This is a genomic window from Halomonas sp. H10-9-1, from assembly GCF_040147005.1.
Taxonomy (GTDB): domain Bacteria; phylum Pseudomonadota; class Gammaproteobacteria; order Pseudomonadales; family Halomonadaceae; genus Halomonas.
Genome location: NZ_JAMSHO010000001.1, coordinates 3,155,045 through 3,181,346, shown reverse-complemented (window position 1 = coordinate 3,181,346; position 26,302 = coordinate 3,155,045). Strand labels below are relative to the sequence as shown.

At 63.1% G+C, this 26,302-nt stretch carries 25 protein-coding genes and 1 tRNA gene; 20 read left to right on the top strand and 6 right to left on the bottom strand.

Annotation, left to right across the window (positions count from 1 at the left end):
* Positions 1–73 precede the first annotated feature (73 nt).
* From NFH66_RS14700 to NFH66_RS14690, 3 genes are all read right to left on the bottom strand, one after another.
* Entirely contained in the window at positions 74–532 is a 459-nt protein-coding gene (locus tag NFH66_RS14700) for a hypothetical protein (protein ID WP_349610927.1), read from the bottom strand.
* A gap of 239 nt (positions 533–771) precedes the next feature.
* A complete protein-coding gene (locus NFH66_RS14695; protein ID WP_349608386.1) occupies positions 772–2,127 on the bottom strand; it encodes an IS1182 family transposase in 1,356 nt (451 codons plus the stop codon).
* 133 nt (positions 2,128–2,260) lie between these two features.
* Complete coding sequence (locus tag NFH66_RS14690) at positions 2,261–2,914, bottom strand: BRCT domain-containing protein (protein WP_349610926.1); 654 nt, start codon at positions 2,912–2,914, stop codon at positions 2,261–2,263.
* Between the two features lie 177 nt (positions 2,915–3,091).
* Here NFH66_RS14690 and NFH66_RS14685 point away from each other — a divergent pair.
* Positions 3,092–3,843 (top strand): IS5 family transposase gene (locus NFH66_RS14685; RefSeq protein WP_371317400.1). Its coding sequence is split into 2 segments (ribosomal slippage): positions 3,092–3,415 and positions 3,418–3,843, totalling 750 coding nucleotides; the frame shifts between segments, so codons are not numbered across the junction.
* Positions 3,844–3,873: 30 nt separating this feature from the next.
* On the opposite strand, the gene NFH66_RS14680 is transcribed toward NFH66_RS14685, so the two are convergent.
* The 3 genes from NFH66_RS14680 to NFH66_RS14670 form a co-directional block, all read right to left on the bottom strand.
* A complete protein-coding gene (locus tag NFH66_RS14680; protein WP_349610925.1) occupies positions 3,874–4,158 on the bottom strand; it encodes a type II toxin-antitoxin system RelE/ParE family toxin in 285 nt (94 codons plus the stop codon).
* Positions 4,158–4,352 carry a type II toxin-antitoxin system RelB family antitoxin gene (gene relB, locus NFH66_RS14675; protein WP_349610924.1) on the bottom strand — a complete coding sequence of 65 codons (195 nt, stop codon included), beginning with the start codon at positions 4,350–4,352 and terminating at the stop codon, positions 4,158–4,160. Before relB ends, NFH66_RS14680 begins: the two co-directional genes overlap by 1 nt.
* Positions 4,353–4,471: 119 nt before the next feature.
* Positions 4,472–5,914, bottom strand: coding sequence for a site-specific integrase (locus tag NFH66_RS14670; protein ID WP_349610923.1), 1,443 nt, complete (start codon positions 5,912–5,914; stop codon positions 4,472–4,474).
* A 357-nt stretch (positions 5,915–6,271) separates the two neighbouring features.
* Between NFH66_RS14670 and NFH66_RS14665 the strand changes: the two genes are divergently transcribed.
* The 19 genes from NFH66_RS14665 to rpsS all read left to right on the top strand — a co-directional run bounded on the left by NFH66_RS14665 (position 6,272) and on the right by rpsS (position 26,296).
* A tRNA-Trp gene (locus tag NFH66_RS14665) sits at positions 6,272–6,347 on the top strand.
* A 72-nt stretch (positions 6,348–6,419) separates the two neighbouring features.
* Positions 6,420–6,788, top strand: coding sequence for a preprotein translocase subunit SecE (secE, locus tag NFH66_RS14660; protein ID WP_349610922.1), 369 nt, complete (start codon positions 6,420–6,422; stop codon positions 6,786–6,788).
* An 8-nt stretch (positions 6,789–6,796) separates the two neighbouring features.
* Complete coding sequence (gene nusG, locus NFH66_RS14655; RefSeq protein WP_161430167.1) at positions 6,797–7,330, top strand: transcription termination/antitermination protein NusG; 534 nt, start codon at positions 6,797–6,799, stop codon at positions 7,328–7,330.
* An 85-nt stretch (positions 7,331–7,415) separates the two neighbouring features.
* A complete protein-coding gene (gene rplK, locus NFH66_RS14650) occupies positions 7,416–7,847 on the top strand; it encodes a 50S ribosomal protein L11 (RefSeq protein WP_349610921.1) in 432 nt (143 codons plus the stop codon).
* A gap of 2 nt (positions 7,848–7,849) precedes the next feature.
* Positions 7,850–8,542, top strand: coding sequence for a 50S ribosomal protein L1 (gene rplA / locus NFH66_RS14645; RefSeq protein ID WP_349610920.1), 693 nt, complete (start codon positions 7,850–7,852; stop codon positions 8,540–8,542).
* Between the two features lie 273 nt (positions 8,543–8,815).
* On the top strand, positions 8,816–9,319 hold the full coding sequence (gene rplJ / locus NFH66_RS14640; RefSeq protein ID WP_349611748.1) for a 50S ribosomal protein L10: 504 nt from the start codon (positions 8,816–8,818) through the stop codon (positions 9,317–9,319).
* 89 nt (positions 9,320–9,408) lie between these two features.
* On the top strand, positions 9,409–9,780 hold the full coding sequence (gene rplL, locus NFH66_RS14635; RefSeq protein WP_349610919.1) for a 50S ribosomal protein L7/L12: 372 nt from the start codon (positions 9,409–9,411) through the stop codon (positions 9,778–9,780).
* A gap of 235 nt (positions 9,781–10,015) precedes the next feature.
* Complete coding sequence (gene rpoB / locus NFH66_RS14630; RefSeq protein WP_349610918.1) at positions 10,016–14,095, top strand: DNA-directed RNA polymerase subunit beta; 4,080 nt, start codon at positions 10,016–10,018, stop codon at positions 14,093–14,095.
* Positions 14,096–14,180: 85 nt separating this feature from the next.
* Positions 14,181–18,398: a DNA-directed RNA polymerase subunit beta' gene (rpoC, locus tag NFH66_RS14625; RefSeq protein WP_349610917.1), complete on the top strand. Its 4,218-nt coding sequence runs from the start codon at positions 14,181–14,183 to the stop codon at positions 18,396–18,398.
* A 181-nt stretch (positions 18,399–18,579) separates the two neighbouring features.
* Entirely contained in the window at positions 18,580–18,954 is a 375-nt protein-coding gene (gene rpsL / locus NFH66_RS14620; RefSeq protein ID WP_349610916.1) for a 30S ribosomal protein S12, read from the top strand.
* Between the two features lie 131 nt (positions 18,955–19,085).
* Positions 19,086–19,556: a 30S ribosomal protein S7 gene (rpsG, locus tag NFH66_RS14615; protein ID WP_161430174.1), complete on the top strand. Its 471-nt coding sequence runs from the start codon at positions 19,086–19,088 to the stop codon at positions 19,554–19,556.
* Positions 19,557–19,631: 75 nt separating this feature from the next.
* On the top strand, positions 19,632–21,752 hold the full coding sequence (gene fusA, locus NFH66_RS14610) for an elongation factor G (protein ID WP_349610915.1): 2,121 nt from the start codon (positions 19,632–19,634) through the stop codon (positions 21,750–21,752).
* A 30-nt stretch (positions 21,753–21,782) separates the two neighbouring features.
* Positions 21,783–22,976, top strand: coding sequence for an elongation factor Tu (gene tuf / locus NFH66_RS14605; RefSeq protein WP_349610914.1), 1,194 nt, complete (start codon positions 21,783–21,785; stop codon positions 22,974–22,976).
* Positions 22,977–23,139: 163 nt separating this feature from the next.
* On the top strand, positions 23,140–23,451 hold the full coding sequence (gene rpsJ, locus NFH66_RS14600) for a 30S ribosomal protein S10 (protein WP_010626466.1): 312 nt from the start codon (positions 23,140–23,142) through the stop codon (positions 23,449–23,451).
* Positions 23,452–23,601: 150 nt separating this feature from the next.
* Positions 23,602–24,240 (top strand): 50S ribosomal protein L3, encoded by a 639-nt coding sequence (gene rplC / locus NFH66_RS14595; protein WP_349610913.1) that lies wholly within the window; start codon positions 23,602–23,604, stop codon positions 24,238–24,240.
* A gap of 14 nt (positions 24,241–24,254) precedes the next feature.
* A complete protein-coding gene (rplD, locus tag NFH66_RS14590; protein WP_349610912.1) occupies positions 24,255–24,860 on the top strand; it encodes a 50S ribosomal protein L4 in 606 nt (201 codons plus the stop codon).
* On the top strand, positions 24,857–25,153 hold the full coding sequence (rplW, locus tag NFH66_RS14585) for a 50S ribosomal protein L23 (protein ID WP_183332934.1): 297 nt from the start codon (positions 24,857–24,859) through the stop codon (positions 25,151–25,153). The genes rplD and rplW overlap by 4 nt, the downstream gene beginning before the upstream one ends.
* A 17-nt stretch (positions 25,154–25,170) precedes the next feature.
* Complete coding sequence (gene rplB, locus NFH66_RS14580) at positions 25,171–25,998, top strand: 50S ribosomal protein L2 (protein ID WP_349610911.1); 828 nt, start codon at positions 25,171–25,173, stop codon at positions 25,996–25,998.
* Between the two features lie 22 nt (positions 25,999–26,020).
* A complete protein-coding gene (rpsS, locus tag NFH66_RS14575; RefSeq protein WP_084286553.1) occupies positions 26,021–26,296 on the top strand; it encodes a 30S ribosomal protein S19 in 276 nt (91 codons plus the stop codon).
* Positions 26,297–26,302: the final 6 nt, after the last annotated feature.

Sequence of the window (26,302 nt, the reverse complement as noted above, 5' to 3'; positions counted from 1 at the left end):
ATCTGGGTGAATGGCGATATTCGCTATATTGCCATGCAGTTCAGTAGGTTAGAAGCATTTCTGGGGGCTGGTCTCACGGATTCAGGTTTTGTTTGGCTGGCAATCCAGCCCCTTCCCCCAAGTGGCGATCGAGACGTGATCGATACCGGTCTACGGCCTGATTAATGTCGCCACGATCATAGAGGCGGGGTGAAATCGGTTCGGCTGCGTCCCGCATTGAGGCCAGCAAGTTGCCTGCGCTATTGCCATACTCCTCGCAGTATTCTTCACGTCGCAGGTCGAAATCTTCGCGTCGCTCAAGCACTTCGTCGATGATTTCAGGGAGGGCTGCCATAGGAAGATCGAACCGAGGGTGATGCCGCTGGGCATAGCGATGAAGAACCGCGGCCAGCAGGTCACCAGGTGATGATCGCTCGTCGGGCTCGTGGTTCAGGTCGAGATAGATCGCCAGTTGGTCGACTGCCGTCGACAGCGCTTCGTCGAGCTTTTCGAGTGCGGCGACTCGGTCACCGAAATCATCGTGGTGGGCCATGTCACTCTCCCCAGAGTGATCCCCATGCTGGTGAGACAGCCGGCGGGGCGCTGGGGAGGCGCATTTCGGGTGTACGGCCCTAGCAGTCTGTCGGATTATGGGTGTCGCTCACAGTAACGACACCCACTTCTCTCCATTTTCGTATTGGCGCCGGCCATGTCAGCAACCTGGCGTCGTTCGGCGATCCTGGAGTGGCCTGAGCGCTTGTGACGCCGCCCTATCAGGCTAAGGGACGGCCCTCAGCCTGCTGCCAAGCGATGCATCCGCTTGATATTCCATGCCAGGGTGGCCAGTCGCCACTCACCGCTGACCTTATCCAGACCGCGTAGCGAGAACTGCCGGAATCCCATCACGTGTTTGATGATCCCGAAGACCGGCTCCACCGTGTGCTTGCGCAGCGCATAGAGCGCTCGGCCCGCCTGCGTCTTCAAGCGGTACGCCATGTGCTCGACAGGGTCCTCGCTCTCCGGTGCGGGCGGGTCCGCGGCGAAACGTTCGAAGACCGGAAGGTGATGGACATCACGCCTCATCGCCAATAGCGGTTCGATACCATGGTCATGGCAGGCCTGGATATTGGCGGCACTGAAGTAGCCGGTATCACCCAGCAGGTGGTCAGGCTTGCCCAGCGTCTCCGGGTAACCTTGCCAGGCCGTCAGTAACGGCATGACTTGCTGCTTGTCGTTGGTCGCCTGAGTGACGTGGACATGGGTCACCAGCAGACTCTCGGTATCGACGGCGGCCTGGGCGTTGTAGCACTGATCAAACCCCTGGCCGGTGACCGGCATGATGCGAGACTGCGGGTCGGTGAAGTTGATCTGGTCCTTGTCACGCGGGCCGCCAGTCGGCGGTTCGGGATCACGCCCACGAGGTTTCTTGCCGGCCTTGCGCTGCGCGTCTCGCCGCGCCACCTTTTCCTGGTAGGCGGCTTGCTCGGTGGCGTCTCGCTCCTCGGCACGCGCCTCGATCTTGGCCTTCGCCTCGGCGATGGCCGCCAGGCGTGCTTCACGGCGGGCAATCTCGGCGGGGATATCCATGCCATCGGCCGCGTCCTCCTTGTCCGCCGACTCGGCCCGCTGCGTCAGCGCTTTCACCTCAGCCCTGAACTGCGCCTCCAGCTTCTTGGCGTGGCCATACGATAGCGCCTTGTGCTTGCTGGCGTTGGCCTTGAGCTTGGTGCCGTCCAGGGCGATGGTGCCGAGCTTGAGCAGCTTCATCTCGCGTGCCAGCAACAGCACCTGCACGAACAACTGCTCCAGTTCCGGCAGAAAGCGGCGGCGAAAGGTGGCCAGCGTGTCATGGTCGGGATGGGTATTGGCGGCCAGGTAACGGAATGCCACCGAGTCATAGGTGGCGCGCTCGATCTTGCGGCTGGAGACCACCCCGGTGGCGTAGCCGTAGACCAGCAGGCTCAGCAGCACCGCCGGGTGATGCGCCTTGTGCCCACGGCCGGCGTAGCGCCGCGTCAATGCCGAGAGATCCAGTTGCTCGACGACATCCACCACGAACCGCGCCAAGTGATCATCGGGCAGCCACTCATCCACCGAAGGCGGCAGGAGATAGTCGGTCTGGCGGTCAACGGGGATGAAGCGACTCATGGCGACGTTCCAATAGTGGCGGCATACTGAGAGTATCTCACGGCATTATCGAAAACCCGACAGACTGCTAGCCGGCTGGTTCCGTCAGCATGCCCCAGCCGGCCACGGATGCCAAGTACGCAGGGGCGGGTGGTCAGTCGCTGAGGTGACTGGCCCAATGCTTCTCGCTGACAATGGCGATGTCTCGCCCTTCGGCGCGCAGCTCCACGGCTTTCTGGATCTTGCGCCCATAGCTGGTCTGGGCCCAATCGGTGCTGCCCAGGTTGCCGATTACAACAAAGCGTGTCTTGCGAGTGGGGTTGTTCTGCGTGAGGCCGCCCCGCTCGAGGATCTCGGCCTCGCACTCGGCGCGGGTACCGGTGATGAACTTGCCAGTGAGCACGAAGTGGCAGTCGCCGAACTCAACTACTGGCGCTGGATTGCAGAGCGGCAGGGTAGAGGGCTGGCGGCTGGCGCTAGTGTTTTCACTGTCCGCCAGGCTACCGCCGCCTGTGTGGTCGAGTAGCAGGGCGATCAGGTCGGCTTCCTCCTGGGCGTCCAGGTGGCCGTCCTCCAGGGCATCACGTAGCCGCACGAAAAGTACATTGAATGGCCAGACATGAAGCGACTCTGGCCGTTCCTCCAGCCAGCGGAGAATATACTCGGCTTCGGATTGGTTGAGGCTGCCATCGGCGAGGACGCCGCGGGTCAGCCCGATCAGCTCGTTGGCGTCGCGGTCGGCGTTGCGGGCGAGCGCCAGGCGCCGGGCGACAGGCTGACCATGAGGGTTGAGTGATGCAGTGGACATGGATGGCTCCCTTGTTGTTGTCGCGGGCACTTGGCCCTGTAGGCATTCTGGCAAAGGGAGCGGTATGGCGCTGTAGGCAATCACCTGCAGGAGGGTGTGAAATTACTGACTAGGCTGCGTTAACAATTGCTGATGGAGATCGGGCTGATTTAGAATATCAGCATTTTTCGGTGATCTATGCCTCGGCTAATGCTACGTGATGACCAATGGGAGCGCATCGAGCACATGCTCCCCGGCAAAGCTTCAGATCGCGGGGTGACGGCCAAGGACAATCGCTTGTTCGTGGAAGCCGTCCTGTGGATCGCCCGGACAGGCGCTCCCTGGCGTGATCTGCCCGACGCCTTCGGTCGCTGGCACACTGTCTACATGCGCTATAACCGGTGGTCTAAGAAGGGGGTCTGGCAGCAGGTTATCGACACATTAGCCGATGATCCCGACATGGAGCAGCTGATGATAGATGGCAGTATCGTCAAAGTTCATCAGCATGGGGCGGCAAAAAAACGGCTCAGAGCACCGAAGCCATGGGGAAATCGCGTGGGGGATTGAGCACCAAGATCCACGCGGCGGTCGATGCCCTCGGCAACCCGGTACGGCTAATCCTCACACCGGGCCAAGCGTCTGAGTACGGAGCCGCCCCAGCGTTACTGGCGGGCTTTTCTCCAGCGGCGGTGCTTGGCGACAAGGGGTATGATTCCACCGCTTTGAGGGACATCATTCGAGCGGTGGGCGCCGAGCCGGTGATTCCGCCGAGAAAGAATCGCTTGGAATGCCCCGAGATAGATTGGCACTGTTACAAGGATCGCAATCTGGTAGAAAGGTTCTTCCAGAAAATCAAGCAGTTCAGGCGGCTGGCAACACGCTATGAGCGACTGGCGAGAAACTACCAGTCGCTACTCAACCTTGTATCCGCCGTCATATGGCTGGCCTAATTGTTAACGCTCCCTAGGGGGAGGCGTGGACTACTCGTGGGGCGGGTATTCCCTTCGGGTGTGGACCACGTTGATGATCTCCACCCTGGTCGCCGCGACCCGGTAAACGATCAAGTAGTTCGGATGCGCGACGAGCTCGCGGGTGCCAGGCACGCGCCCGGCCGGATAGAGATAGGGGTGTTCGGAGAGAGGAAGAGGTGCCGAGGCCAGGCGGGCCTTCAGCCGCCTTGCCGCGGCAGGGTTCTCCTCGGCGATGAAGCTGACGATGTCAGTGAGGTCTGCGAGAGCACCGTTGAGCCAGACGATCGGCAGCATCAGGCGCGACCGCGCTGACGACGCTCCGCTTCATCGATGATGGCGTCCATCATCGACATCGCCTCATCGTGCGGCACGCCCGGGCCGGGCTCGGCTAGGCTGGCCTCGACTTTGGCACGCAGCCATTGATCATAGGCGTCGGCCTGCTCTTTGGTCTCGAACTCAGAGACGATCGGATCCAGTGGCGTGGTCATGGTATTCGCTCCGGACCATGGGGTTGCTGTCAGTGTAGCGCGTCAGCGCCAGCGGCATCATCCCCCCGCGCGCGGCGACGCGACGCCGTTACCAGATTTTCTGGTATCGCCCGAGAGGATCATCCCCCCGCGCGCGGCGACGCGACTGCTGTCGAATCCTCTCTTTGACCAGGGCCCGCTGTCGCCTCCCTGGCCAGCAGCGCCTTAGTGTCGGCCGCGAATCGCATCACGATGTCGCGCTTGTGGTCTGGTGCCAGGTGACCATAGTGCTCGATGGTGGTCTGAATGTCGGCGTGCCCCATCAGCCGGCTTACCGCCAACAGGTCCGCACCCTTCATGATCAGCTGCGAGGCGAAGTTGTGCCGCAGGGTGTAGAGCTCGAGGTCGGCAGGCAGCGCTCGCTCCAGAAGCCCTTGCTTGACCAGGTCTGCAGTGTGGGCCTTGATGCGCACCCAGTGCCGGCCGATCGCGCTGTAGTCGTAGCGCTCACCGGTCTTGGGGTTGGGGAAAACGTAGCCGGTGGCTGGCTTGCCGTGCTGCTTGTGCCAGGCCTTCAGCACCTCGACCGCTTCCGGCGCCAGCGGGAAGGTCTGCGGCTCAGGGCGCTTATGCGCGATCTTCTCGACCACCTTGCGGATGGTGGCGAAGGTCAGGTTGACGTGTTCCCAGCGCAGGCCGTGGAGATCCCCTGGGCGCAGGCCGGTGTAGTAGAGGAGGAGGATCAGTGGCGGGGAGTAATCGACGTAGGTGACGTGATCAAGGTCGGGCAGCCACGGCTTGCCGTGGTAGCGGCTGCGGCGCCGCTCTTCTCTGCGTTGGACTTGGTACGCCTCGATGCCGGCGAACAGCGCCAGCACCTCCGCATCCTCGAGATAGCGGCGCGCGGTGGCCGCCTCGGCCAGCTCCTTCTCGGTGAGCGCCGGCCGCTCCAGGCGAATGCCCTTCAACGGATTGGCGTCGATGGTCCCGCGCTCCGCTGCGTGGTTCAACAGCGTGTGGAGGGCGCTGTAGGCACGGTGGCATGTAGAGTAGGCCAGGCCGCGCTTCTCCATGGCCGCCTGCCAGCGCTCGACATCGGTGCGAGTCAGACCGCTCAGTGGCCGGTGGAGGTAGTCGGCGAACTCGCGGCGGATTGCCTGCAGGGTCGCCTTGCCGCGCTTGCGCCGGCTCTGATAGAGCTCGTACGGCCCGTCGAGGTAGGCATCGAGCGTTTGCTCCCTCAATGCCCGGGCGTGATCGCGCTCAGCCTGCCGGGCGGCGAGAGGATCCTCCCCCTGATAGGTGGTGCCAAGCGTCTCGAGCGCCATCTTGCGCGCCTGATCGGCCGTCAGGCCTGGGTACCGGCCGAGGGTGATGGTGCGTTGCTTGCCGGCGACTGTGCGATAGATCAACCGCCAGCTGGTCGAGGCTTTCCTACGGATCAGGTGGAAGCCGCCGAGCAGGGCATCCCACACTCGGTCGCCCGGCGAGGCCTGGGCATGGAAATCGGCAGCCACGCGAGCGGTTATTTTGACCTTGTTGGTGGCATGAGCCGCGTCGTTTGGGGGCTGGCGGTTGACCATGGGTGACTCTCCGGGTCAGCAATGGGTCAACAAATTGTAGCGCAAACGCTGCCTAAGCGCGTCCATTAGCTGCCGGCGGAACGTGGCCTAGCTTGATGTTTTAGAAACGCTTTTTGTCTTTTCTTGACGCTGCGTGACGTTGCTGTATCATGCCTGAAAATGCTTGGTAAGGGTGAGGTCGACGGTTCAAATCCGTCCATGAGCTCCACATTGAAAAGGCGAGCCTCGGCTCGCCTTTTCTCTTTCTCGCCACTGGGTCGATCATGGTGGCGAGAGGGGTTGCCAGGCGAAGCGGCTTTCGCTATGATGGCGCCCGCTGTTGATGGCCGCCTGCAAAGGGCGGAGCAAGGCAGATACAGGCCAGTAGCTCAATTGGCAGAGCAGCGGTCTCCAAAACCGCAGGTTGGGGGTTCGATTCCCTCCTGGCCTGCCAGCCTTCCCCAGGCTGGTGCGTTCCCAGAAGATTTCACGTTTCGATTGCCGTGCCCTGAGGAGTCTCGTTTTCATGAAACATAACGCCGAGGTGCAGGAGTCGCGCCACGACGGGCTCAGGTGGGCGGTTGTCGTCACTCTGCTGGTCCTGGCCGTGGTAGGCAATACCTACTTCGCCGATCAGGCCCTGCTCTACCGCGTGCTGGGTGTCGTGGCGCTGAGTGCGTTGGCTGCCGTGGTGGCGTTCACCACCACCAAGGGTCGCGAGCTCGCCGAGCTGGCTCGCGCCGCCAAGAAAGAGATTCAGCGCGTGGTATGGCCGACCCGGCCCGAGACCATCCAGACCACGGTCATCGTGCTGGTCGCCGTGCTGGTGGTTGGTCTGATGCTGTGGCTGATCGACACCCTTCTTGGCTGGGCGATGTCCGGCGTTATCGGTTAGGAGCCCCCATGTCCAAGCGTTGGTATGTCGTTCACGCCTACTCCGGCTTCGAGAAGCATGTCATGCGCTCCCTCAAGGAGCGCGTGAAGATGTATGGCATGGAGGATCGCTTCGGCGAGATCCTGGTGCCGACCGAGGAAGTCGTCGAGATGCGTGACGGCAAGCGCCGCAAGAGCGAGCGCAAGTTCTATCCCGGCTACGTGCTGGTCGAGATGGAGATGGATGACGAGACCTGGCACCTGGTCAACGAGACCCCGCGCGTGATGGGGTTCATCGGTGGCACCAAGGAGAAGCCGGCGCCCATCACCCAGAAAGAGGCCGACGCCATCCTGCGGCGTGTCCAGGATGGGACCGACAAGCCGAAGCCCAAGACCCTGTTCGAGCCCGGGCAGTCGGTGCGGGTCATCGACGGCCCCTTCGCCGACTTCAACGGCGTCGTCGAGGAGGTCAACTACGACAAGAGTCGCGTCCAGGTCAGTGTGCTGATCTTCGGTCGCTCGACACCTGTCGAACTCGAATTCGCGCAGGTCGAGAAAGAGTAAGCCTCGACCCGATGCAGGCAGGGCCGCCACGGCGGCCGCAATACCGGGGAGCCGCAAGGCGTTACTACCCAACTGGAGTCCTATCATGGCCAAGAAAGTACAGGCTTACATCAAGCTGCAGGTTGCAGCCGGTAAGGCCAACCCGAGTCCCCCCGTGGGCCCCGCGCTGGGTCAGCACGGCGTGAACATCATGGAGTTCTGCAAGGCGTTCAACGCCGCGACCCAGGAGATCGAGGCGGGTCTGCCCACTCCCGTGGTGATCACCGTCTATTCCGATCGCAGCTTCACCTTCGTCACCAAGACCCCGCCCGCGGCGGTCCTGCTGAAGAAGGCGGCTGGCATCAAGTCCGGCTCCGGTGAGCCGAACAAGAACAAGGTCGGTAGCGTGACTCGTGAGCAACTCGAAGAGATCGCCAAGACCAAGGAGCCGGATCTGACGGCTGCCGATCTCGATGCCGCGGTGCGTACCATTGCCGGTAGTGCCCGCAGCATGGGCCTGAACGTGGAGGGTCTCTGATCATGGCCAAGCTGTCCAAGCGCGCACAGATGATTAGCGAGAAGGTCGACTCCACCAAGGTCTACTCTCTCGATGAGGCCGTGGCCCTGCTCGCCGAGCTCTCCACGGTCAAGTTCAAGGAGTCCCTGGACGTCGCCATCAATCTGGGCGTCGATCCGCGCAAGTCCGACCAGGTGGTTCGCGGCGCGACCGTGATGCCCAACGGAACCGGCAAGGACGTTCGCGTCGCCGTGTTCACCCAGGGTGCCAACGCGGACGCCGCCAAGGAAGCCGGTGCCGATATCGTCGGCATGGACGACCTGGCCGAGCAGGTCAAGAAGGGTCAGCTCGACTTCGACGTGGTGATCGCCTCACCGGACGCCATGCGCGTCGTCGGCCAGCTGGGTCAGATCCTCGGTCCGCGCGGCCTGATGCCGAACCCCAAGGTCGGCACCGTGACGCCGGACGTGGCCACCGCGGTCAAGAACGCCAAGGCTGGCCAGGTGCGCTTCCGTACCGACAAGAACGGCATCATTCATACGACTCTTGGCAAGGTCGACTTCGACGCTTCTGCCATTCAGGGCAACCTGGATGCGCTGGTCGCCGACCTGAAGAGGCTCAAGCCGAGCACCTCCAAGGGTGTCTATTTCAAGAAGGTCACCCTCTCCACCACCATGGGGCCGGGTGTGACCATCGATCACTCTGGCCTGGTCTGACCGGTCGGCGGGTCGAGTATTCAGCAATAACTTTGCGGTCCCCGTGTCGAGTCACAACTCGCCGGCGGGGCACCGTCAAAGACCGCAGGCGCCGCCTCTCTTCGGAAGGGCGGCTTAATCATCCCTTCGGGGCTGGCCTGCGCAGATGGTGTGGCCGCCAGGCTTCTGGTGAGCACCATCACCCAGGACTTCCGGCTCGCCCTCAGGCGGCTGGAAGAGATGGTAACCACCGGAACCCTCATCGCGAGGTTCCGGCACGAAGGAGTGATCACCGTGCCACTAGCACTCGAAGGCAAGAAGGCGATTGTTGCCGAGGTCAGTGAAGCGGCCAAGGATGCACTCTCTGTCGTAGTTGCCGATTCTCGTGGCGTTACGGTCAGCAAGATGACCGACCTGCGCAAGCAGGCCCGCGAGAATGGCGTCCAGATCCGTGTTGTCCGCAACACCCTGGCACGCCGCGCCCTGTCCGGAACTCCGTGGGAGATCCTGGACGAGAGCTTCTCGGGTCCGACCCTGCTGGCCTTCTCCTACGAGCATCCGGGCGCTGCCGCCCGCCTGTTCAAGGAGTTTGCCAAAGCGGAGAAGAACTTCGAGGTCAAGGCGCTGGCCTACGACGGTGAGCTGATCCCGGCCACCGATCTCGACCGCCTGGCGACGCTGCCGACCTACGACGAGGCCATCGCCAAGCTGATGTCCGTCATGAAAGAGGCATCCGCCGGCAAGCTGGTCCGTACCCTGGCCGCCCTGCGCGACCAGAAGCAGGAAGAAGCCGCCTGAACGGCGAACTCCTGCAGGTAGGCTGAATCGTATATTGAATCCCGAGCCGACGCTTGAGCGTGGCTCCCGCAAAGTTAGGAATCGTGACAATGGCACTGACCAAAGAAGACATCATCAACGCCGTCTCCGACATGTCCGTCATGGAAGTGGTCGAGCTGATCGAGGCCATGGAAGAGAAGTTCGGCGTGTCTGCCGCCGCCGCCGTCATGGCCGGCCCGGCTGCCGGTGGTGAAGCCGCTGCCGAAGAGCAGACCGAGTTCGACCTGGTGCTGACCAGCGCCGGCGACAAGAAGGTCAACGTGATCAAGGTTGTCCGCGAGATCACCGGCCTGGGCCTGAAGGAAGCCAAGGGTGCCGTCGATGGCGCACCGGCAACCATCAAGGAAGGCATGTCCAAGGAAGACGCAGAAGCGGCCAAGGCCAAGCTGGAAGAAGCCGGCGCGGGCGTGGAGCTCAAGTAAGACCTTGAGCGACATGGCTTCACGCGCTGCGTAAGCTTCCATGGCTGGTGGCGGGACACCCGCTGCCGGCCTTTTTCTGTTGTCACTGGCCGCTGCCACGGCAGACCGGCCAGCCGAATTCCAGAAGGCGAGCGACTTTCGAGGCGCTTGCCTTCATCGCCTGACGGAGTCGCATCCCGTCGGGTGGCGCCGACCACGCATCGGTCACCCATGGTGAACAAGCTGGGGAATACAGATGGCTTACTCATACACTGAGAAAAAACGCATCCGCAAGGATTTCGGCAAACTGCCCCAAGTGATGGATGTGCCCTACCTGCTGGCGATCCAGCTTGATTCCTACTACGACTTCCTCCAGCAGGACCGTGCGCCCGAGGAGCGTCTCGAGGTCGGCCTGCATGCCGCCTTCCGGTCGGTGTTCCCGATCGAGAGCTTCTCCGGGAGCGCCGCTCTGGAGTATGTCAGCTACCGCTTCGGTACTCCGGCCTTCGACGTCAAGGAGTGCCAGCTGCGCGGCGTCACCTACTCGGCTCCCCTGCGCGTCAAGGTTCGCCTGATCATCTATGACAAGGAGTCATCCAACAAGGCGATCAAGGACATCAAGGAGCAGGAAGTCTACATGGGGGAGATCCCCCTGATGACCGAGAACGGTACCTTCGTGGTGAACGGTACCGAGCGGGTCATCGTCTCCCAGCTGCATCGTTCACCCGGTGTGTTCTTCGATCATGACAAGGGCAAGAGCCACTCCTCCGGCAAGCTGCTCTATTCCGCCCGGGTGATCCCCTACCGTGGGTCATGGCTCGACTTCGAGTTCGATCCGAAGGACAACGTCTTCGTGCGTATCGACCGGCGCCGCAAGCTGCCGGCCACGGTGCTGCTGCGTGCCCTGGGCATGAGCGCCGAGGAAGTTCTCGATGAGTTCTTCGAGACCAGCACCTTCCACATCGAGAAGAACGGCTTCTCTGTGGAGCTGGTGCCGTCGCGCCTGCGCGGCGAGACCGCCACCTTCGATATCAAGGACGCCGATGGCGCCATGATCGTCGAGGAGGGACGTCGCATCACCCAGAAGCATATCCGCCAGCTGGAGAAGATCGGCCTCGAGCGTCTCGAGGTGCCGATGGAATACCTGTTCGGCAAGACCCTGGCCAAGGACCAGATCGACGCCAACACCGGCGAACTGATCTGCCCCTGCAACACCGAGATCACCCCGGAGCTGCTCGAGCGCCTCGGCCAGGCCGGGATCACCCGCCTCGAGACCCTCTACACCAACGATCTCGACTGCGGACCTTTCGTCTCCGACACCCTCAAGCTGGATACCACCGGGTCACAGCTCGAGGCGCTGGTCGAGATCTACCGCATGATGCGTCCCGGCGAGCCGCCCACCAAGGAGGCCGCCGAGACCCTGTTCAACAACCTGTTCTTCAGCGAGGACCGCTACGACCTCTCCGGCGTCGGTCGCATGAAGTTCAACCGTCGCCTGCGTCGCGAGGAAGATACCGGCGCCGGCGTGCTGGACCGTCGCGATATCCTCGACGTGCTCAAGGAACTGATCTACATCCGTAACGGCTACGGCGAGGTGGACGACATCGACCACCTGGGCAACCGCCGTATCCGCTGTGTGGGCGAGATGGCCGAGAACCAGTTCCGTGTCGGCCTGGTGCGCGTCGAGCGCGCGGTCAAGGAGCGTCTCTCCATGGCCGAGAGCGAGGGCCTGATGCCCCAGGACCTGATCAACGCCAAGCCCGTCGCCGCGGCGGTCAAGGAGTTCTTCGGCTCCAGCCAGCTCTCCCAGTTCATGGACCAGAACAACCCGCTCTCCGAGGTTACCCACAAGCGTCGCGTCTCCGCGCTTGGCCCGGGCGGCCTGACGCGTGAGCGGGCCGGCTTCGAGGTGCGTGACGTCCACGTCACCCACTACGGTCGCCTGTGCCCGATCGAGACCCCGGAAGGTCCGAACATCGGCCTGATCAACTCCCTGGCCACCTACAGCCACACCAACAGCTATGGCTTCCTCGAGACGCCGTACCGCAAGGTGGTGGATCGCAAGGTGACCGACGATGTGGTCCATCTCTCGGCCATCGAGGAGGGCGACTTCGTTATCGCCCAGGCCTCCGCCACCGTGGACGAGTCCGGCCAGCTGGTCGATGACCTGGTGCAGGTGCGCCACAAGGGCGAGACCACCTTCATGCGCCCCGAGCAGGTGACCCTGATGGACGTCTCGCCGCGCCAGGTGGTCTCCGTGGCCGCGGCCCTGATCCCCTTCCTCGAGCACGATGACGCCAACCGCGCCCTGATGGGGGCCAACATGCAGCGTCAGGCGGTGCCGACCCTGCGTGCCGACAAGCCGCTGGTGGGTACCGGCATGGAGCGCTTCGTGGCCCGTGACTCCGGCGTCTGCGCCGTGGCACGTCGCGGCGGCGTGATCGACTCGGTGGATGCCAAGCGCATCGTGGTGCGTGTCAACGAGGACGAGATCATCGGCGGCGAGGCCGGCGTCGATATCTACAACCTCACCAAGTACGTGCGCTCCAACCAGAACACCTGCCAGAACCAGCGCCCCATCGTGCGCCCGGGTGACGGCGTGGCGCGCGGCGACATCCTCGCCGACGGTCCCTCCGTGGACATGGGCGACCTGGCCTTGGGCCAGAACATGCGCATCGCCTTCATGCCCTGGAACGGCTACAACTTCGAGGACTCCATCCTGCTCTCCGAGCGGGTGGTCCAGGAGGACCGTTTCACCACCATCCACATCCAGGAGCTGACCTGCGTCTCCCGCGACACCAAGCTGGGGCCGGAAGAGATCACCTCCGATATCCCCAACGTCGGCGAGTCGGCGCTCTCCAAGCTGGATGAGGCCGGCGTGGTCTACATCGGCGCGGAAGTCGGCCCGGGCGACATCCTGGTCGGCAAGGTCACGCCCAAGGGCGAGACCCAGCTGACGCCGGAAGAGAAGCTGCTGCGCGCGATCTTCGGCGAGAAGGCCTCCGATGTGAAGGACACCTCGCTGCGTGCCCCCACCGGGATGAAGGGCACCGTCATCGACGTCCAGGTGTTCACCCGCGATGGCGTGGAGAAGGACTCGCGCGCCCTCTCCATCGAGCAGATGCAGCTCGATGAGGTGCGCAAGGACCTCCAGGAGACCTATCGCATCGCGGAAGACGCCACCTTCGAGCGTCTCAAGCGTACCCTGAGCGGTCAGGCCGTCAACGGCGGCCCCCAGCTCAAGAAGGGCGACGTGCTCTCCACGAGCTACCTCGAGGAGCTGCCGCGCCAGCAGTGGTTCAAGCTGCGCCTGCAGGATGAGGCCCTCAACGAGCTGCTGGCCCAGGCCGATGAGCAGCTCGAGACGCGCCGCAAGGAGATGGACGAGCGCTTCGAGGACAAGAAGCGCAAGCTGACCCAGGGCGACGACCTGGCGCCCGGCGTGCTCAAGATCGTCAAGGTCTACATGGCGGTGAAGCGTCGCCTGCAGCCCGGCGACAAGATGGCCGGCCGTCACGGCAACAAGGGTGTCATCTCGGCGATCATGCCCATCGAGGACATGCCCTTCGACGACCAGGGCGAGCCGGTGGATGTGGTGCTGAACCCGCTGGGCGTGCCGTCGCGCATGAACGTGGGGCAGATCCTCGAGACCCACCTGGGCCTCGCCGCCTGGGGCCTGGGCCGCAAGATCGACGTTCTGCTGCGTGATGCGCGTGAGCAGCAGGTGGCCGAGATCCGCGACTTCCTGGGGCAGGTCTACAACACCACTCCGGGCACCCGGGTCGAGGATCTCGACACACTTTCCGATGACGAGGTGATCGCCCTGGCGAAGAACCTCAAGGGTGGGGTGCCGATGTCCACGCCGGTATTCGATGGCGCCGAAGAGGATGAGATCAAGCACCTGCTGCGCCTGGCCGAGCTGCCGGATTCCGGTCAGATGACGCTCTATGACGGCCGTACCGGCGATGCCTTCGACCGTCCGGTGACCGTTGGTTACATGTACATGCTCAAGCTCAACCACCTGGTGGACGACAAGATGCATGCGCGCTCCACCGGCTCCTACTCCCTGGTGACCCAGCAGCCGCTGGGTGGCAAGGCGCAGTTCGGTGGCCAGCGTTTCGGTGAGATGGAGGTCTGGGCCCTGGAGGCCTATGGCGCCGCCTATACCCTCCAGGAGATGCTCACCGTCAAGTCCGACGACGTGGAGGGTCGCACCAAGATGTACAAGAACATCGTGGATGGCGATCACGCCATGCAGGCGGGCATGCCGGAATCCTTCAACGTGCTGGTGAAGGAGATCCGCTCGCTGGGCATCGACATCGAGCTCGAGAGCTGAGGCGACCGACGCTTCACATTATGACGGTCCGCGGGGGCGGCACCAGTGCCCCCGCCCATGACAACTCCGCAGCGGAGCCGACCCCATGAAAGATTTGGTGAAAGTCCTCAAGTCGCAGTCTCAGTCCGACGAGTTTGACGCGATCAAGATTACCCTGGCGTCCCCGGACATGATCCGCTCCTGGTCGTTCGGCGAGGTCAAGAAGCCCGAGACCATCAACTACCGTACCTTCAAGCCGGAGCGGGACGGCCTGTTCTGTGCCAAGATCTTCGGCCCGGTGAAGGATTACGAGTGCCTGTGCGGCAAGTACAAGCGCATGAAGCACCGTGGCATCATCTGTGAGAAGTGCGGCGTCGAGGTCACCAAGGCCGCCGTGCGTCGCGAGCGCATGGGCCATATCGAGCTGGCCAGCCCGGTCGCCCATATCTGGTTCCTGAAGTCGCTGCCGTCGCGCATCGGCATGTTCCTGGACATGACCCTGCGCGATATCGAGCGCGTGCTCTATTTCGAGAGCTTCGTGGTCATCGACCCCGGCATGACCACCCTCGAGCGAGGCCAGTTGCTCAACGATGAGCAGTACTTCGAGGCCCTCGAGGAGTTCGGTGACGACTTCGATGCCCGCATGGGCGCCGAGGCGGTTCAGGCGTTGCTCAAGGACATCGACCTGCTCGAGGAGATCGAGCGCCTGCGCGAGGAGATCCCTCAGACCAACTCCGAGACCAAGATCAAGAAGCTCTCCAAGCGGCTCAAGCTGCTCGAGGCCTTCCAGGGTTCCGGCAACGATCCGGCGTGGATGGTCATGGAAGTGCTGCCGGTGCTGCCGCCTGACCTGCGTCCGCTGGTGCCCCTGGACGGCGGCCGCTTCGCGACCTCCGATCTCAACGACCTCTACCGTCGGGTCATCAACCGCAACAACCGCCTCAAGCGACTGCTCGACCTCAATGCGCCGGATATCATCGTGCGCAACGAGAAGCGCATGCTGCAGGAGGCCGTGGATGCGCTGCTCGACAACGGCCGTCGCGGTCGTGCCATCACCGGTTCCAACAAGCGCCCGCTGAAGTCCCTGGCCGACATGATCAAGGGCAAGCAGGGCCGCTTCCGCCAGAACCTGCTGGGCAAGCGCGTCGACTACTCTGGCCGCTCGGTCATTACCGTCGGCCCGACCCTGCGTCTGCACCAGTGCGGCCTGCCCAAGAAGATGGCGCTGGAGCTGTTCAAGCCGTTCATCTATTCCAAGCTGCAGTCGCTGGGGCACGCCTCCACCATCAAGGCCGCCAAGAAGATGGTCGAGCGCGAGACGGCGGAGGTGTGGGACATCCTCGCCGACGTCATCCGCGAGCATCCGGTGCTGCTCAACCGCGCCCCGACCCTGCACCGCCTCGGTATCCAGGCCTTCGAGCCGCTGCTGATCGAGGGCAAGGCGATCCAGCTGCACCCGCTGGTGTGTGCCGCCTACAACGCCGACTTCGACGGTGACCAGATGGCGGTCCACGTGCCGCTGACCCTGGAAGCCCAGCTCGAGGCGCGGACGCTGATGATGGCGACCAACAACGTGCTGTCGCCGGCCAACGGTGAGCCGATCATCGTGCCCTCCCAGGACGTGGTACTGGGTCTGTACTACATGACCCGCGAGAAGATCAACGCCAAGGGCGAGGGCATGGTGTTCTCCGACCTCAACGAAGTGGAGCGCGCCTTCAGCACTCAGAATGTGGCGCTGCATGCCCGCATCAAGGTGCGCCTGGACGAGGTGTTGATCGACGAGGAGAGCGGCGAGAAGACCCATCAGCGCGTGCTGCGCGACACCACCGTGGGGCGTGCGCTGCTGTTCCGCATCCTGCCGGAAGGGGTGCCCTTCGACCTGGTCGACCAGCCGATGAAGAAGAAGGCGATCTCGGGCCTGCTCAACGAGGTCTATCGCCGTGCCGGCCTCAAGCCGACGGTGATCTTCGCCGACCAGCTGATGTACACCGGCTTCCGCCTGGCCACCTGGTCCGGCGCCTCCATCGGCGTCAACGACTTCGTCATCCCGGATGCCAAGGCCGAGATCGTCGAGGGTGCCGAGGAGGAGGTAAAGGAGATCGAGGACCAGTTCTCCTCGGGCCTCGTCACCGCCGGCGAGAAGTACAACAAGGTGATCGACATCTGGTCCAAGGCCAACGACAAGGTGGCCAAGGCGATGATGGCGGGTATCTCCAGGGAGACCGTGATCGACCGCGAAGGCAAGGAGGTCGAACAGGACTCCTTCAACAGCGTGTTCATCATGGCCGACTCGGGTGCCCGGGGTAGCGCCGCCCAGATCCGCCAGCTGGCGGGTATGCGTGGTCTGATGGCCAAGCCGGACGGCTCGATCATCGAGACCCCGATCGTCGCCAACTTCCGTGAGGGCCTGAACGTACTCCAGTACTTCATCTCCACCCACGGCGCGCGTAAGGGCCTGGCGGATACGGCACTCAAGACCGCCAACTCCGGTTACCTGACCCGCCGCCTGGTCGATGTGGCCCAGGACATGGTGATCACCGAGAAGGACTGCGGCACCGAGCGCGGCCTGACCCTGCACCCGGTCATCGAGGGTGGCGATATCATCGTCTCCCTGGCCCAGCGCGTGCTGGGTCGTGTGGTCGCCCAGGACGTCATCGACCCGGTCAGCGACGAAGTGCTGATTCCGCGCGGCACCCTGCTGGACGAGAAGTGGTGCGCCGAGCTCGACACCATGGGCGTCGACGAGATCGTGGTCCGCAGTGCGATCAGCTGCCAGACCGCCCACGGCGTCTGCTCCGCCTGCTACGGTCGCGACCTGGCGCGTGGTCATGAGGTCAACATTGGCGAGTCGGTGGGTGTCATCGCCGCCCAGTCGATCGGTGAGCCGGGTACCCAGCTGACCATGCGGACCTTCCACATCGGCGGCGCGGCATCGCGGGCCTCCGCGGTGGACAGCGTCCAGGTCAAGCATGGCGGCAAGGTGCGCCTGCACAACATCAAGTACGTGGAGCGCGGCGACGGCAAGCTGGTGGTGGTCTCCCGCTCCAGCGCCCTGGCCGTCGCCGACGACCACGGCCGCGAGCGCGAATACTACAAGCTGCCCTATGGCGCCGAGCTGTCGGTGCGTGATGGCGACAACGTCGAGGCCGGCCAGGCGGTGGCCAAGTGGGATCCGCATACCCACCCCATCGTCGCCGAGGCCGAGGGTACCGTGCAGTACGCCGATATGGACGAGGGCGTCACCATCCACCGCAGCGTGGACGAGATGACGGGACTCTCCTCCGTCGAGGTGATCGAGGCGGCGGCACGGCCCATGGCCGGTCGCGACAAGCGCCCGATGATCCTGCTCAACGATGCCGCCGGCAAGCCGGTTACCGTTACTGGCTCCGACACCCCGGTGCAGTATCTGCTGCCCGGCAAGTCGATCGTTACTACCGACAACGGCACCAAGATCGGTGTCGGTGAGGTGGTCGCGCGGATCCCGGTGGAGGCGTCCGGCAACAAGGACATCACCGGGGGTCTGCCACGCGTCGCCGACCTGTTCGAGGCGCGCAAGCCCAAGGAGCCGTCGATCCTCGCCGAGATCAGCGGCGTGATCAGCTTCGGCAAGGAGACCAAGGGCAAGCGTCGCCTGACCATCACCCCGGAAGACGGCGACCCGTTCGAGGCGCTGATCCCGAAGTGGCGCCAGATCGCGGTGTTCGAGGGCGAGTCGGTCGAGAAGGGCGAGGTGATCTCCGACGGTCCCAGCAACCCCCACGATATCCTGCGTCTGCTGGGCGTGGAGGAGCTGGCCAAGTACATCACCGCAGAGATCCAGGAGGTCTACCGCCTCCAGGGTGTGGGCATCAACGACAAGCACATCGAGGTGATCGTGCGACAGATGCTGCGCAAGGTGGAGATCACCGATGCCGGTGATTCGGACTTCATCCCCGGTGACCAGGCCGAACTGGTCCGCGTACTCGAGCAGAATGCACGCCTCGAGAAGGCCGACAAGTTCCCGGCCAAATACCAGCGCGTGCTGCTCGGTATCACCAAGGCCAGCCTGGCCACCGAATCGTTCATCTCCGCGGCCTCCTTCCAGGAGACCACGCGGGTGCTGACCGAGGCGGCGGTCACCGGCAAGCGCGACTACCTGCGCGGCCTGAAGGAGAACGTGGTGGTGGGGCGCCTGATCCCGGCAGGCACCGGACTGACCCACCACGCAGAGCGTCGCCGGCGGCGCGATGGCGTCGAGGCGCCGGCGGCGCCGTCGGCCCATGACGTCGAGCAGGCACTGGGTGCCCAGCTCACCGCGCTGGATTCGGACGACGACGAGATCTGACGCCGACCGATCCGGGACCGGCCGCCATGGTGGCCGGGCTTGACGGTCGGGGGCGTCAGCCAGTAGAATGCGCAGCCTTTAACAGTGGGGCGGGTGCGCCCGCACCCGCTGGTAAGGCAGCGCAGTACAGGAAAGCGAGCGGCTACCTCGCTTCCGCCAAGGCAACCCATTGGAGCAATAGATGGCAACGATCAACCAGCTGGTGCGCAAGCCGCGCAAGCGCCCCGTCACCAAGAATGACGTGCCGGCGCTGCAGGCCTGCCCGCAGAAGCGCGGCGTCTGCACCCGCGTCTACACCACTACCCCGAAGAAGCCGAACTCCGCACTGCGTAAGGTGTGCCGTGTTCGCCTGACCAACGGTTTCGAGGTCTCCTCGTATATCGGTGGCGAGGGTCACAACCTGCAGGAACACTCCGTGGTGCTGATCCGCGGCGGTCGGGTCAAGGACCTTCCCGGTGTGCGTTATCACACCGTGCGCGGCGCCCTGGACACCTCCGGTGTGCAGAACCGTAAGCAGGGCCGTTCCAAGTATGGTGCCAAGCGTCCCAAGGCCTGATCGGTCGGGTACGCGAATACACCACTATATTGATACCGGTCTGATAAGAGTAAGGTCGGGCGTCGCGGGTTCGAAGAGAGCGTGCGGGAGTTCCGAGTTTACCTGAAGGACCCTTCAGCAGAGGGCTTATCATGCCTAGAAGAAGAGTTGCGGCTAAGCGCGAGATCCTGCCGGATCCCAAGTTCGGAAGCGAGCGCCTGGCGAAGTTCATGAACCACCTGATGATCGGCGGCAAGAAGTCCGTAGCTGAGCGCATCGTCTATGGTGCGCTGGACAGGGTTGCCGAGCGCAGTAACGAAGAGCCGCTGGAGATCTTCGACAAGGCGCTGGAAAGCATCCAGCCCATGGTCGAGGTGAAGTCTCGCCGCGTTGGCGGTGCGACCTATCAGGTGCCGGTCGAGGTGCGTCCGTCGCGCCGCCAGGCGCTGGCCATGCGCTGGCTGGCAGATGCGGCGCGTCGCCGTGGTGAGAAGACCATGGTGCTGCGCCTCGCCGGCGAGATGCTCGATGCCGCCGAGGGCAAGGGTTCCGCGGTCAAGAAGCGTGAGGACGTGCACCGTATGGCAGAAGCCAACAAGGCCTTCTCGCACTATCGGTTCTAAGGACTCCGGTTCTCAGTGCGGCGCTACCAAGCGCAGTGCTCCTAAACGCATCGCTAACCAACGAGGAGTTCCACCGTGCCTCGCAAGACTCCGCTAAACCGCTACCGCAACCTGGGCATCGTTGCCCACGTTGATGCCGGCAAGACCACCACGACCGAGCGGATCCTGTTCTATACAGGCGTCAACCACAAGCTCGGCGAAACCCACGAGGGTGCCTCCACGACCGACTGGATGGAGCAGGAGCAGGAGCGTGGTATCACCATCACCTCTGCTGCCGTCACCACCTTCTGGAAGGGCATGAACCACCAGTTCGACGAGCACCGGATCAACGTCATCGATACGCCCGGACACGTCGACTTCACCGTCGAGGTGGAGCGTTCCCTGCGCGTACTCGATGGTGCGGTGGTGGTGCTGTGCGGTTCGTCCGGCGTGCAGCCGCAGACCGAGACCGTATGGCGTCAGGCCAACAAGTACGAAGTGCCGCGGCTGGTGTTCGTCAACAAGATGGACCGCACCGGCGCCGACTTCTTCAACGTGGTCAGCCAGCTCAAGGACCGCCTGGGTGCCAACCCGGTGCCGATCCAGATCAACTGGGGTACCGAGGAAGACTTCAAGGGCGTCATCGATCTGATCGAGATGAAGGCGATCCAGTGGAACGAGGCCGACCTCGGTACCAGCTATGATCTCGTCGACATCCCGGCCGAGCTCCAGGCGCGTGCCGAAGAGTATCGCGAGCAGATGGTCGAGGCCGCCGCCGAGGCGTCCGAAGAGCTCATGGACAAGTACCTCGAAGAGGGTGAGCTGACCAAGGAAGAGATCAAGGCCGGGCTGCGTCGTCGCACCCTGGACAACGAGATCGTTCCGGTCGCCTGCGGCTCGGCGTTCAAGAACAAGGGTGTTCAGGCCGTGCTGGACGCGGTGATCGAATACCTGCCGTCTCCCACCGAGGTCAAGGCCATCGAGGGTGAGCTGGACGACAAGGAGGGTACCGTCGCCACCCGCGAGGCGGACGACAGCGCTCCCTTCGCCGCCCTGGCGTTCAAGATCGCCACCGATCCCTTCGTGGGCAACCTGACCTTTATTCGGGTCTACTCGGGCGTGCTCAATTCCGGCGACAGCGTCTTCAACTCTGTCAAGCAGAAGAAGGAGCGCGTGGGTCGTATCGTGCAGATGCACGCCAACTCGCGCGAAGAGATCAAGGAAGTGCGTGCCGGCGACATCGCCGCCTGCATCGGTCTCAAGGATGTCACCACCGGTGACACCCTGTGCGATCAGGATAGCAAGATCGTGCTCGAGCGCATGGAGTTCCCCGAGCCGGTGATCTCCGTGGCCGTGGAGCCGAAGTCCAAGGCCGACCAGGAGAAGATGGGCGTGGCCCTGGGCAAGCTGGCTCAGGAGGACCCGTCCTTCCGGGTGCGCACCGACGAAGAGACCGGTCAGACCATCATCTCCGGCATGGGTGAGCTGCACCTCGACATCATCGTTGACCGCATGCGTCGCGAGTTCAAGGTCGAGGCCAACATCGGCAAGCCGCAGGTCGCCTACCGCGAGACGATTCGCGGCAAGGTCGAGCAGGAAGGCAAGTTCGTGCGTCAGTCCGGCGGTCGCGGCCAGTACGGCCACGTCTGGCTGCGCATCGAGCCGCTCACCGCAGAAGACAAGGGCGAAGATGAAGACATGCACTTCAAGTTCGCTTCAGAAATCGTCGGCGGCGTGGTTCCCAAGGAATACGTGCCGGCCGTCGAGAAAGGGGCCTACGAGCAGCTGCAGAACGGTGTCATCGCGGGCTACCCGATGATCGACGTCAAGGTTACGCTGTACGATGGTTCCTACCACGACGTGGACTCCAACGAGACCGCGTTCAAGGTCGCTTCTTCTATGGCGGTCAAGGAAGGCGCCAAGAAGGCCAAGGCGGTGCTGCTCGAGCCGGTGATGAAGGTCGAGGTCGTGACCCCCGAGGACTTCATGGGTGATGTCATGGGCGACCTGAACCGCCGTCGCGGTCTGGTATCTGGTATGGATGACTCGGCCATGGGCAAGATCATCCGCGCCAGGGTTCCGTTGGCTGAGATGTTCGGTTACGCGACCGATCTGCGTTCTCAGACCCAGGGACGCGCAAGCTACGTCATGGAGTTTGCGGATTACGAAGAGGCGCCGTCCAGCGTCGTTGAAGCCGTCATCAACCAAAACGGTTAACCGTTAGCTAACGTAAAGAGGGTTATAGCAGTGGCTAAGGAAAAATTTGAGCGTTCCAAACCGCACGTCAACGTCGGTACCATCGGTCACGTCGACCACGGTAAGACCACTCTGACTGCGGCCCTGACCCGTGTCTCCGCTGAGGTGTTCGGTGGTTCCTGGAGCGAGTTCGACACCATCGACAACGCCCCGGAAGAGCGTGAGCGTGGTATCACCATCGCCACCTCTCACGTCGAGTACCAGTCCGAGGCGCGCCACTACGCTCACGTCGACTGCCCGGGGCACGCCGACTACGTCAAGAACATGATCACCGGTGCCGCCCAGATGGACGGCGCGATCCTGGTCTGTTCCGCCGCCGACGGCCCCATGCCGCAGACTCGCGAGCACATCCTGCTGTCGCGTCAGGTCGGCGTGCCGTACATCGTCGTGTTCCTGAACAAGGCCGACATGGTCGACGACGAAGAGCTGCTCGAGCTGGTCGAGATGGAAGTGCGTGAGCTCCTCGACGAGTACGACTTCCCGGGTGACGACACCCCGATCATCACCGGTTCCGCCCTGATGGCCCTGGAAGGCAAGGACGACAACGGCATGGGCACCACCGCCGTTGCCAACCTGATCAAGGCCCTGGACGACTACATCCCGGAGCCGGAGCGTGCCATCGATCAGCCGTTCCTGATGCCGATCGAGGACGTCTTCTCCATCTCCGGTCGCGGTACCGTGGTGACTGGTCGTATCGAGCGCGGCATCGTCAAGGCGGGCGAGGAAGTCGAGATCGTCGGTATCCGTGACACCACCAAGACCACCGTCACCGGTGTCGAGATGTTCCGCAAGCTGCTCGACGAAGGTCGTGCCGGTGAGAACGTCGGCGCCCTGCTGCGTGGCACCAAGCGTGACGACGTCGAGCGTGGTCAGGTTCTGGCCAAGCCGGGCACCATCACCCCGCACACCAAGTTCGAGGCCGAGGTGTACGTGCTGAGCAAGGACGAGGGTGGTCGTCACACGCCGTTCTTCAAGGGCTACCGTCCGCAGTTCTACTTCCGCACCACCGACATCACCGGTACCTGTGAGCTGCCGGAAGGCGTCGAGATGGTGATGCCGGGCGACAACGTCAAGATGGTGGTCAGCCTGATCGCGCCGATCGCCATGGATGACGGCCTGCGCTTCGCCATCCGTGAAGGCGGTCGTACCGTCGGCGCTGGCGTCGTGGCCAAGATCATCGAGTAAGCATCACGCTGCTTGAATGATCTAAAGGGGCTCCGGGAGGAGCCCCTTTGCCGTACATCGTCAGTGAGTGTTTGACTCTCGTTTTCGGTGTGCCTATAATGCGCATCCTTTGAATGCGTGGGTTGACGGCTCGCGCCGTCAGAATCCATTGGAGTTAGGGCAAATGCAGAACCAGAAGATTCGCATTCGGTTGAAGGCCTTCGACCATCGCCTGATCGACCAGTCCGCCGCGGAGATCGTAGATACCGCCAAGCGTACCGGCGCCCAGGTTCGTGGTCCGATTCCTCTGCCGACCAACCGCGAGCGTTATACCGTGCTGATCTCGCCGCACGTCAATAAGGACGCGCGTGACCAGTACGAGATTCGCACGCACAAGCGCGTGCTCGATATCGTCGAGCCGACGGAGAAGACCGTCGATGCCCTGATGAAGCTCGACCTCGCTGCCGGCGTGGACGTGCAGATCAAGCTCGACTGATTCATCCACACTAGACACGCGGCCCAGCGCTCGGCATCACGTTCGAGCAGCAGCCGCCGCGCCGTGAGGCGCCACACAACGTGCTAGTGGAATGCTCTGGAAAGGGCAGCCATAGCGGGTGATAGCCCCGTACACTATAGGAGACTGAGAATGACTATCGGTTTAGTCGGCAAGAAGGCCGGGATGACCCGTGTCTTCACCGAAGATGGCGCCTCTGTGCCCGTGACCGTGATCGAGGTTGAGCCTAACCGCGTTACTCGCGTCAAGTCTGTCGAGAGTGACGGCTACGCAGCGGTTCAGGTTACAACTGGCTCCCGCAAGGCCAAGCACCTGACGAAGGCCCAGGCTGGGCAATTCGCCAAGGCAGGTGTCGAGGCCGGTCGTTCGCTGATGGAGTTCCGCCTTTCAGAAGGTGACGAGGCTCCGGAAGTGGGCGGCGAACTCACCGTATCCCTCTTCGAAGCTGGTCAGATGATCGATGTGACCGGCAGCTCCAAGGGCAAGGGCTTCCAGGGTGCTGTCAAGCGCTGGAACTTCCGCACCCAGGACAACAGCCACGGTAACTCCCTGTCGCATCGCGCACCGGGTTCCATCGGCATGTGCCAGACCCCTGGACGCGTGTTCAAGGGCAAGAAGATGGCTGGCCAGATGGGCAACGTGCGTTGCACCGTCCAGAGTCTCGAAGTCGTGCGTGTCGATGCCGAACGTAATCTGCTGCTGGTCAAGGGCGCCGTGCCCGGTGCCACTGGTAGTGACGTCATCGTGCGCAGCGCCGTGAAAGCTGGCTGAAGGGGAACTTACCGATGAATCTGAATCTTGCTGCCGGCGCCGGCACCGTCGATGTGTCCGACGCCACCTTTGGCAAAGAATTCAATGAAGCGCTCGTGCACCAGGTCGTCACCGCCTATCTGGCCGGTGGTCGTCAGGGTACCCGTGCGCAGAAGAACCGTTCCGACGTGCGTGGCGGCGGCAAGAAGCCGTGGCGTCAGAAGGGCACCGGTCGCGCCCGCGCCGGTACCATCCGCTCTCCGCTGTGGCGCAGCGGCGGCGTGACCTTCGCGGCGCGTCCGCAGGACCACTCCCAGAAGGTCAACCGCAAGATGTACCGTGCGGCGATGCGCTCGATTCTCTCCGAGCTGGTGCGCCAGGATCGCCTGGTGGCCGTCGAGGAGATCACCGTCGATGCTCCCAAGACCAAGCAGCTGGTTGCCAAGCTCAACGAGCTGGGCCTGGAGAAAGTGCTGATCGTCACCGAGGAAGTCGACGAGAAGCTCTACCTGGCCGCCCGCAACATCCCCAATGTGGATGTGGTCGATGTGGCCGCCGCCGATCCGGTGAGCCTGGTCGCCTTCGACAAGGTGCTGGCTACCGTCTCCGCCCTGCGTAAATTCGAGGAGAAGCTGGCATGAACCAGGAGCGTGTATTCAAGGTGCTGCTCGGTCCGCACGTGACCGAAAAGGCCGCCATGGCAGCCGAACGCAACCAGTACGTGTTCAAGGTGGCCGGCGACGCGACCAAGCCCGAGATCAAGAAGGCCGTTGAGGCCCTGTTCGGCAAGAAGGTCGACCGCGTTCAGACGCTGAACGTCAAGGGCAAGACCAAGCGCACCGCGCAGGGTCTGGGTCACCGCAAGGGGTATCGCAAGGCCTACGTTACGCTGGCCGCCGGTGAGACCCTTGAAGACTTCTCTGGCGCCGAATAAGGGCAGGAGTACGGACAATGGCAATCGTCAAGACCAAACCCACATCCGCCGGTCGTCGCCACCTTGTCAAGGTCGTGAACGACGAGCTTTACAAGGGTGCGCCCTATGCGCCCCTGCTCGAGAAGCAGTCTCGCAGCGGCGGACGTAACAACAACGGTCGTATCACTACCCGTCACGTGGGTGGTGGGCACCGGCAGCACTACCGGATCATCGACTTCAAGCGCACCAAGGATGGCATTCCTGCCATCGTCGAGCGTCTCGAGTACGATCCGAACCGCAGCGCCAACATCGCGCTGCTCAAGTACCTGGACGGCGAGCGTCGCTACATCATTGCCCCCAAGGGCGTGAGCGCCGGCGACCGTCTTGAGTCTGGTGTCAACGCGGCGATCAAGAAGGGCAATGCGCTTCCGCTGCGTAACGTTCCGCTGGGTTCCACCGTGCACTGCATCGAGCTCAAGCCCGGCAAGGGCGCACAGATCGCTCGCAGCGCCGGCACCAGCGCCCAGCTGGTCGCCCGTGAAGGCAACTACGCCACCCTGCGTCTGCGCTCCGGCGAGATGCGCAAGGTGCTGGCCGAGTGCCGCGCGACCCTGGGGGAAGTGGGCAATTCAGAGCACAGCCTGCGTCAGCTTGGCAAGGCCGGTGCGAAGCGCTGGAGAGGTGTGCGTCCGACCGTTCGCGGCGTGGCCATGAACCCGGTGGATCACCCGCACGGTGGCGGTGAAGGCCGCACCAGTGGTGGTCGTCACCCGGTGTCTCCGTGGGGTATCCCCACCAAGGGCCACAAGACCCGTAAGAACAAGCGCACCGACAAGCTGATCGTTCGTCGCCGCAAGGCCAAGTAACACACATTAAGAGGTAACGGCTGTGCCACGTTCACTGAAGAAAGGTCCCTTTATTGACCTTCATCTGTTGAAGAAGGTTGAGGCTGCAGTGGAAAAGAGCGACCGCAAACCGATCAAGACCTGGTCGCGTCGCTCCATGATCCTGCCCAACATGGTCGGGCTCACCATTGCGGTCCATAACGGTCGCCAGCACGTCCCGGTGCATGTCTCCGAGGAAATGGTTGGCCACAAGCTGGGCGAATTCGCTGCTACCCGCCTTTATCGCGGTCATGCGGCGGACAAGAAAGCCAAACGGTAAGCCAGA